At 72.3% G+C, this 7,649-nt stretch carries 11 protein-coding genes; 8 read left to right on the forward strand and 3 right to left on the reverse strand.

The window, feature by feature from the left end:
- Positions 1 to 143 precede the first annotated feature (143 nt).
- The 7 genes from G5C62_RS23925 (at position 144) to G5C62_RS23955 (ending at position 3,928) form a co-directional block, all read left to right on the forward strand.
- Positions 144 to 287: a hypothetical protein gene (locus G5C62_RS23925; protein WP_164702975.1), complete on the forward strand. Its 144-nt coding sequence runs from the start codon at positions 144 to 146 to the stop codon at positions 285 to 287.
- Positions 288 to 328: 41 nt separating this feature from the next.
- Positions 329 to 550 carry an antitoxin gene (locus G5C62_RS23930; protein ID WP_164702976.1) on the forward strand — a complete coding sequence of 74 codons (222 nt, stop codon included), beginning with the start codon at positions 329 to 331 and terminating at the stop codon, positions 548 to 550.
- The gene (locus tag G5C62_RS23935; RefSeq protein WP_164702977.1) at positions 547 to 744 is read left to right on the forward strand and encodes a hypothetical protein; all 198 of its coding nucleotides are present in this window, start codon (positions 547 to 549) and stop codon (positions 742 to 744) included. The genes G5C62_RS23930 and G5C62_RS23935 overlap by 4 nt, the downstream gene beginning before the upstream one ends.
- Before the next feature lie 76 nt (positions 745 to 820).
- On the forward strand, positions 821 to 1,930 hold the full coding sequence (locus G5C62_RS23940; RefSeq protein WP_164702978.1) for a hypothetical protein: 1,110 nt from the start codon (positions 821 to 823) through the stop codon (positions 1,928 to 1,930).
- A gap of 80 nt (positions 1,931 to 2,010) precedes the next feature.
- On the forward strand, positions 2,011 to 2,244 hold the full coding sequence (locus G5C62_RS23945) for a ribbon-helix-helix domain-containing protein (RefSeq protein WP_164702979.1): 234 nt from the start codon (positions 2,011 to 2,013) through the stop codon (positions 2,242 to 2,244).
- Positions 2,244 to 2,561, forward strand: a complete 318-nt coding sequence (locus tag G5C62_RS23950; protein ID WP_164702980.1) for a type II toxin-antitoxin system PemK/MazF family toxin — start codon at positions 2,244 to 2,246, stop codon at positions 2,559 to 2,561. Before G5C62_RS23945 ends, G5C62_RS23950 begins: the two co-directional genes overlap by 1 nt.
- Positions 2,562 to 2,941: 380 nt before the next feature.
- A complete protein-coding gene (locus tag G5C62_RS23955) occupies positions 2,942 to 3,928 on the forward strand; it encodes an NAD(P)-dependent alcohol dehydrogenase (RefSeq protein WP_164702981.1) in 987 nt (328 codons plus the stop codon).
- A gap of 22 nt (positions 3,929 to 3,950) precedes the next feature.
- Here the strand turns inward: G5C62_RS23955 and G5C62_RS23960 are convergent, their stop codons facing one another.
- On the reverse strand, positions 3,951 to 4,466 hold the full coding sequence (locus G5C62_RS23960) for a hypothetical protein (RefSeq protein ID WP_164702982.1): 516 nt from the start codon (positions 4,464 to 4,466) through the stop codon (positions 3,951 to 3,953).
- Positions 4,467 to 4,676: 210 nt separating this feature from the next.
- Here G5C62_RS23960 and G5C62_RS23965 point away from each other — a divergent pair, with 210 nt between their 5' ends.
- Entirely contained in the window at positions 4,677 to 5,927 is a 1,251-nt protein-coding gene (locus tag G5C62_RS23965; RefSeq protein WP_164702983.1) for an MFS transporter, read from the forward strand.
- A gap of 27 nt (positions 5,928 to 5,954) precedes the next feature.
- On the opposite strand, the gene G5C62_RS23970 is transcribed toward G5C62_RS23965, so the two are convergent.
- Together G5C62_RS23970 and G5C62_RS23975 are read right to left on the reverse strand one after the other, a co-directional pair.
- Positions 5,955 to 6,362, reverse strand: coding sequence for a hypothetical protein (locus G5C62_RS23970; protein ID WP_164702984.1), 408 nt, complete (start codon positions 6,360 to 6,362; stop codon positions 5,955 to 5,957).
- Positions 6,363 to 6,603: 241 nt separating this feature from the next.
- Positions 6,604 to 7,649: Xaa-Pro peptidase family protein (locus G5C62_RS23975; protein WP_164702985.1), on the reverse strand; the 1,046-nt coding region annotated here is incomplete at its 5' end.

A 7,649-nucleotide genomic window follows, 5' to 3' on the forward strand; every position in this document is an offset into this window, starting at 1 on the left:
TGGGCACCCTCGCCCTCACCCCTGACTTGCCACGCCGACCCAGCCCGACGACGTTCCCGCGGGAACGTCGTCTGGACGCGATCACTGATCGCCTACGACCACTGACCCTTGGAATAGGTCATCTAGAGCGACCCGGCCCAGCGATGCCCACCCCGGACGACGAGGCCTGGTGCAGCGCGCTGAAGTCGATCGTCCGGGAGCGGGACCGCCTCGACTGCAGCCTCCACGTCCACGACGGGCGCACCGCCGTCCCGCTCCTCCCTCGGCTGTCGTGGCCCCGGGCCTGAAGGCGGATGCGCAGCCCGACTCATCCGTGCACGATCGCCCCATGCCGGACCTGTACCTGCGCAACGTCCCCGCCGGGGTGGTCGAGCGGCTCACCCGGCTGGCTGAGCGCGAGCGCACATCGGTCAGCGCGGTGGCGATCCGTGAGCTGGCCGACGTCAGCCGCCGGGCGGACAACCCAACCCTGCTGGCGGCCCTGCCGGACATTGGCGTCGGCCCCGACGAGATCGTGGACGCCATGGACGCAGGCCGCGCGGAGCGGTGATAGTCCTCGACGACTCGGCCGCTGTCGCAGCCCTGCTCCGCGATGGGTCGGCCCGGGAGGGCGCGGCCCGCGAGCAGCTCCACGCGACCTACGTCGCCCTGGCTGATGCGCTGGGCTGCGCCCTGCTCACCGCCGATGCCCGACTGGCGCGCGCCCCCGGCACCACCTGCCCGGTCACCGTCGTAGCCAGCTGACCGAGGTCGCGACGGCCACAGCACGGCCGCCATCAACCGGACACTCCTGTCAGACAGTCGAACTAGTGTTCGAATCATGACGACCGCGACTGAAGCCACCGCTGCCCCGAGCGCCGACCAGCTCCGGGCCCAGTTCTCGGAGAGCCTGGGTCGGGGGCTGCGCGAGGGTCTCGACTCCACCACGCCTGGGACGTTGCTCGGTATGGCGTCGTCGATGCTCGACATCACCAGCCATCCCGACGCCGATCCCGGGAGCACGGCGCAGGTCGTCCGCCACCTCACGGCCTGGGACCGCCCGGAGACGTCGGCCGGCGCACTCGCCTTCGCCACGCTGGCCGACGACCCAGGCCTGCGCCGATGGGTCCGCCGGGACATCGCCGACCGTGGGCACGCCGTGCCGCGCTGGCTCGCCGACCTGCACCTCGCCACCCCGGCCGCCCGGGCAGTCGAGCTGATCGGCCCCTTCCGTGAGGCGGACGACGTCGTCCTCGGCATCACCATCCCCAGCGGACATGCGCTCACCGCCGTCGTCCGCGTCGACAACGAGCTGGGCGCCCGAGCCGTCGACGGCGCCCTGTTCGAGCACCCGATCGAGACGGTGCTGCGCTCACTGAGAGCGGATGACGACTCGGATCTCCGCATCCGCGACATCAGTGCGGCCGACGCCCGCGCCCGGCTCACCGCTGCGTTCACGGGGGTGCGACTCGACGAGGTCCTGGGAACCAGCACGGAGTGGCGAAGCCAGCGCTGCATCGTGCGGTGGATGCTGTCCCGCTTCCCCGACGGAGGTGACGCCACCGTGCCCGGGAGACTGGACGACGTTGACACCGACGAGCTCACCACGCGGTTCCTGGCCTCACCGTGGGGCCGCCCCTGGGCACGGGGCGGACTCCCGCTGCTGGTCGAGCGGGTTCTCGCCAGCGGCCTGAGCAACGGCGTGGGTGACCCACTCCTGTGGGCACCGCGCCACGTCGGCCGACTGCTCGACCCGAGGCTGCACGACCTGGACCCCGACGAGCTCGACCTCGGCCGAGCCCCTGAGCTGCTGCGCGACCTCATCCGGTACGGCCACGGCGAGCGCGGTGTGCGCGTCGGACTCACCGATGCATCGCTGCACGCGGTCGACCGGTGGGCGCCTGCCTTCCGCACCGCCGTCCGGAGTTGGAACGACGAGTTGAGCGCGTAGCCGTGCGCCCCGAAGCTGCAGCAACGAAGCGCCGGCGTCTACCCATCCCACTGTGCATCCCAGAGCGGTACCGTGGGTCGATGAGCACCCAGATCGCCGTCCGGCTCCCCGAGGAGCTCGTGCAGTTCATCGATCAGCTCGTCGCCGACGGGAAGGCCGAGTCCCGAGCGGCCGTGGTCAGCCGGGCGCTTCAGCACGAGCGACGGCGGCAGGTCGCCGCGCGCGACGCAGCGATCCTGGCCGGTGGCGGGGACGACGACTTCGACGCCCTGGCCCAGCACGCCGCCCGGACGCCACTCGACGACCTGACCTGATGCGACCGATCCATCTCGCGCAGCTGGACAAGACCCGACCGGTGCTGGTGCTGACCCGGGAGTTGGTCCGGCCGCACCTGACCCGGGTGACCGTCGCGCCGATCACGAGCACCGTCCGCGGGCTGTCCACCGAGGTCGCCGTCGGTCCGGAAAACGGAGTCGACCACGCCAGCGCCATCAGCTGCGACAACGTCGTCACCGTGCTCGCAACGGCCCTCGGCCGGCAGATCGGTCGGCTGCTCCCGGAGCAGGAGGTCGAACTCACCGCAGCCCTGCATGCCGCCTTCGACCTCGATGACCTGCCACGACCCCGTTGACGCGGCGACCGCGTCACGTGGCGGACGGGTGCCCACGTCCCCGGGCGCTCGTCTCGTCACTGGCGTCGGCCATCATGCAGGGCGATGACCGAGGACCCGGACGAGAGCGGCTCTGCACCTGACGACCGCCGGCTGGACCTGTACCGCTACGTCGGCGGAGCCGAACACACCGGCGACTACCTGGCCATCATGCTGCCCGCCCGGCACGGGCGCTCGCGACCAGCTGCCCGGTCACCGTGGTGCCCAGCTGAGACGGCCGACCAGCCCCCGCGGTCGAATCGGGGCGCGGATCAGGGTCTTCCCCGATGATCGTGCGGTCGCCGCGGCCCTAGCGTTCCGGGCGACGGACCACCCCGGTCCGGTGCACCGGGAGGACGGCCATGCAGGCGATCGTGCAGGAGCAGTACGGGTCCCCGGACACCCTGGCGCTGAAGGACGTCGACCGGCCCCTGCCCGGACCAGGACAGGTGCTGGTCGCCGTCCGCGCCGCATCGGTCAACGCCGCCGACTGGCACGTGATGCGCGGCGATCCCTACCTGGCTCGGCTACAGCTCGGCCCGCGGCGACCCCGGGCCCGCATCCGCGGCCGGGACTTCGCCGGGGAGGTCGTGGCGGTGGGCGACGGGGTGACCCATGTCCCCCCCGGCGACGAGGTCTACGGCGAGACCGGCCTGAGCGACGGCGCGTTCGCCGAGTACGTCTGCGCTCCGGTCGGCCAGGTCGCCGCGAAGCCCGCCTCCCTGACCTTCGAGCAGGCGGCGGCCGTGCCCCTCGCCGGCGCGACCGCGCTACAGGGGCTACGTGACGTCGCGCGGCTGCAGCCGGGTCAGCGGCTGCTGGTCAACGGGGCCTCGGGCGGGGTCGGCACCTTTGCCGTCCAGCTCGGCCGGGTGTACGACGCGCACGTCACCGGGGTCTGCAGCACGAGGAACGTGGAGCTGGTGCGGTCCCTGGGCGCGGACACCGTCGTCGACTACCGCCAGCAGGACGTCGCCGCCCTCGGGCAGCGGTACGACGTCGTCCTCGACCTGGTCGGCAACCGGTCGCTCGGTGACCTGCGCCGGCTGCTACCCCCGGCCGGCACGCTGCTGCTCTCCGGCGGGGGGACGTCGAACGGCGGAAGCCTCCTCGGGCCGATGGGACTCATCCTCACCGGATCTCTGATCGGCCGGTTCGTGCGCCAGCGGCTGGTCAGCTACACGGCGACGCCGACCACCGAACGGCTGACCGAGCTGGCCCGGCTGGCCGACGCGGGCGCGGTGCGCCCGGCGATCGACCGCACCTTCCCGCTGGCCGAGGTCCCGGCGGCGATCCGCTACCTGGAGACCGAGCACGCCCGCGCGAAGGTCGTCATCACCGTCCCGTAGCCGCCGCTCAGTTCGGGCCCTGTCACGTCAAACGCTGATGGCCCGATGGCGGTGGCGGCGCGTCAGTCAGGCCGTCGGCCACCGTCGACTCCCATGCCGCCTCGTCGCCACCGGCTGTCCATTCGTCCGCCGCCGCTGCGTAGGCAGGGTCGACATGCTGCATTCCGGGGCGCCAAGCAGCGTCGGCAGGCGTGGGCCGAAGTTCGACCCGACCAGCCTCGTCGACGACGTAGACGTCGATCTTAAGCTGGGCGCGGACGGACGCCGGCACGCGCGAGACCGCTGTGAACACTTTCTCGGGAACGACAACCGCGAAGCGTCGTCCGGGTACAGGCTCCTGGGACATCCGCCTCAACAACTGGCCGTACATGGTGTCGACGTCCAGGCCCACAGAGGTCGTCGTCCCCTTGGCCTCGGCGTACAACTCGCGGCCGTCGCGCGTGGCGACGACATCGATGTGGTCGACCTCTGTACGGGCGTCCCAACCGTCCGCCCGCAGCGCCGCGCAGAACGCGGCGACCACCTCTGCCTCGTTCATCGCTCGCCCCTGACTCCGCCCAATCAAGCGCGCCGGTCGCGTGCTCGATGACATTGGACCCCACTCAGCCGGGGCGCATCCCCGTTAGCTCGCGCGCCGTATAGGCGGTGTCGGCTATCGTCGGTGCAGTTCCTGCAACTCGTGTGTAACAACCTGCGGCTGGCATGACCGGCGGAGCAAGGCGGCACGCCCGATCCCGCAGCAGAGGTCATGTTCCACACGCGCGCTTCCAGCACCGAGCTCATCCGGCACGCCGGGCTCTCCTACTTCCCGCTCGCCTTCATCGCGCGGCTCCCCTTCGCGATGATGGTGGTCGGCGTCCTGACCCTCGTCGTCGCCGAGCGCGGCTCGGTCACCCTCGGGGGGCTCAACTCCGCCGCCGCCGGCATCGGCACCGCTCTCGCCGGTCCGCTGCTCGGCGCGGCCGCCGACCGGCTCGGCCAGCGCCGGGTGCTCGTCCCGGTGGGGCTGGTCAACGCGACCCTGCTCGGCGCGTTCCCGTTCGTCGTCGCCAGCAGCACCCCGGCCCTCGCCCTGCTCGCGATGTCGGTGCTGATCGGCGCCTCGGCGCCGCAGATCGCCCCGATGTCGCGCACCCGGCTGGTCGCCATCATCAAGCGCTCGGTCCAGCGCAACCAGCGTGAGCGGGTGCTGAACGGGACCATGGCCTACGAGTCGGCCGCCGACGAGACCGTCTTCATCGTCGGCCCCTTCCTCGTCGGACTGCTCGCCACCGCCGTCGCCCCCTGGCTGGCCATCGCCGGCGCCTCGGCGCTGACCTTCGTCTTCGTCACCTGGTTCGCGCTGCACCCCACCGGGCGGCTGCACCCGGGGGCGCAGGACGCCCGCTCCGAGCAGGCGCCCGCCCGGGAGCTCGCCCACTTCCCGCTGGTCACCGTGGTCGCCGGGACCCTCGGCGTCGGCCTCTTCTTCGGCGCCACCCTCACCTCGCTCACCGGTTTCCTCGCCGCTGACAGCAGTGGCGACCGCGCCGGGCTGCTCTACGGCGTCATGGGCATCGGCTCGGCCGCGCTGGCGCTGGGGTCCGCAGTCTTCCCGGCGCGGTTCAGCCTGCGCGCGCGGTGGCTGGTGTTCGGGTCGCTGATGCTCGCCGCCGCGATCGCCTACGCCACCGCCCGGTCGGAGCTGACGCTGATCGTCGCCCTCGCCGTCCTCGGGTGTGGCATCGGGCCGACGCTGGTCAGCCAGTACAGCCTCGCCGCCAAGTTCAGCCCGCTCGGCCGCTCGGCGACCACCATGACGCTGCTCGGGTCGGCCGTCGTCGTCGGCCAGGCGGTCTCCTCCGCCGTCACCGGCGTTGTCGTCGACCGGCTCGGCGCCGACACCGCGCTCGTGCTCCCCGCCGTCGCCGCCGCGTTCATCGTCGCCGCCGGCATCGCCCACGCCGCCTCGGCGCCCCGCGCCGTCCACGAGCCGGAGCGGGAGCCGGTCCCCGTCTGACCACAGACCTCAGGCGGAGCGGCACGTTCAGCCGTGGCGCGCAATCGGGCGCACCGGCGCGCGCGGCGCTGCCGAGCGCAGCACCGTCCGGCGGTTCTCCTGGACGACGACCAGCGTGCCCCCGCGGGCGACCCCGCACAGCGCCTCGAACACCGCTGCATCGAGCAGTGCGATCTCCGTACGGCCCCGCACCCCGGTCGCCTCGACCGCGCGGGCGACCTGGTCCTCCACCGCAGCCCGGAGCACCTCGCGCTCCACGTCGTCCGTCCGCCCGCCGATGACGGCGCAGGCGAGCACCGAGCCGTCCTGGCGCACGGCGTCCCGCAGGGCCCGCATCAGTTCGGCCGAACTGGCCATCGTGCCGTCCAGCGGTACCAGCAGCCGGGCCCGTGCGCGACGGGAGACCCGGCTGCCGACCACCTCTGCTGACGTCATGGCCGGCATCCTGGGCGTGGGCCGTGTCCCGCCGGAAGGGCCGAACACCGCTCCGAGACCGTTCCGTATCCATGAGAGCGCGGCCACGGACAGTCCGTGATCAGTCGGTCACGTTGAGCAGGCCGGCGACCGGGCGCTTGCATCAGGTGACACGTCGTCATCAATGGACCGGTCACCCGCCCAGACTGCCGATCATGGACCTCGAGGGCGCGCGGGCCCTGCGGTTGCTCGACCGTTCCGGTCAGGGGACGACGACCAGCTCGTGCGGCAGCTGGTGCAGCACCTCGTGGCCGGTCGCGGTGATCACCACGAGGTCCTCGATCATGACCGCGCCGGTGTCCGAGGAGTAGGCCGGCGTCTCGACCGCGAAGACCATGCCCGGCTGGATGAGCCGTTCCTCCGTCCGGCTGAGGAACGGCGGTTCCTCGTGGAAGGTGTCCAGGCCGACCGAGTGCCCGTAGTGCCCGCGGGTGAAGCGCGGGAAGCCGTTGAGCTGGATGTGCGACTCCGCGGCCGCGAACACCTCACGCACCGGCCGGCCGGGCGTCAGACGCTCCCGGGCCAGCTCGTGGGCTTCGAGCAGGACGCGGTACAGCCGTTGGGCCGCCGGCCGGATCTCCCGGAAGCTGAACGTGCGACCGCCGTCCCCCCGGTAGCCGTCCACGGTCGTGCCGCAGTCGAACTTGATCAGGTCGCCGGGGACGAGCCCGATGCCCCGCTCGGAGTCCACCCCGATGGCCGTCGTGGCACCGACCGCGGGCAGCACCCAGTGGTCGCTGAAGCCCGCGTACCGGTCCGTCCCCATGGCCGCCTGGATCACCCCCAGGGCGTAGCGGTGCCGCATGTCCAGCGCCGTCATGCCGGGCTGCGCGGAGCTCGCGGCGAACGTCATCCCGGCCTCGGACAGCTCCGTCGCCCGGCGCAGCGCCTCGATCTCGAAGTCGTGCTTGATGCTCCGGAGCTCGTAGACGTCCTCGGTCATGTCGACCAGGTCGACGTCGGGAGCGAAACCGGCGATCCGCCGCACGGTGTCCTGCAGCACGTACCGCATGTCCGTGCCGATCCGCGCACCCAACAACCCCCGGTCGGCGAGGGCACTGCGCAGCATCGCGTCCTGCTCGTCCTCGGAGAACTGCGCCGGCCGCGGGACGTCGGCGTCGGGTCCGGCACCCACCTGCAGGTCGGCCGCGCTGCGCAGCTCGACCCAGACCCGGAACGGGCGGACGTCGGCGATCCCGGAGACGCGCCGAGCCTGCTCGGCCTCGAAGTCGCTGATGATCATCGCCG

The organism is Modestobacter sp. KNN46-3 (assembly GCF_011039295.1).

Bases quoted from the DNA above. Each gene is read 5' to 3' on its own strand.
- G5C62_RS23970 (WP_164702984.1), bottom strand. From the start codon at position 6,362: ATGACGTCAGCAGAGGTGGTCGGCAGCCGGGTCTCCCGTCGCGCACGG.
- G5C62_RS23960 (WP_164702982.1), bottom strand. From the start codon at position 4,466: ATGAACGAGGCAGAGGTGGTCGCCGCGTTCTGCGCGGCGCTGCGGGCG.
- G5C62_RS23925 (WP_164702975.1), top strand. From the start codon at position 144: ATGCCCACCCCGGACGACGAGGCCTGGTGCAGCGCGCTGAAGTCGATC.
- G5C62_RS23965 (WP_164702983.1), top strand. From the start codon at position 4,677: ATGTTCCACACGCGCGCTTCCAGCACCGAGCTCATCCGGCACGCCGGG.
- G5C62_RS23930 (WP_164702976.1), top strand. From the start codon at position 329: ATGCCGGACCTGTACCTGCGCAACGTCCCCGCCGGGGTGGTCGAGCGG.
- G5C62_RS23940 (WP_164702978.1), top strand. From the start codon at position 821: ATGACGACCGCGACTGAAGCCACCGCTGCCCCGAGCGCCGACCAGCTC.
- G5C62_RS23955 (WP_164702981.1), top strand. From the start codon at position 2,942: ATGCAGGCGATCGTGCAGGAGCAGTACGGGTCCCCGGACACCCTGGCG.
- G5C62_RS23950 (WP_164702980.1), top strand. From the start codon at position 2,244: ATGCGACCGATCCATCTCGCGCAGCTGGACAAGACCCGACCGGTGCTG.
- G5C62_RS23945 (WP_164702979.1), top strand. From the start codon at position 2,011: ATGAGCACCCAGATCGCCGTCCGGCTCCCCGAGGAGCTCGTGCAGTTC.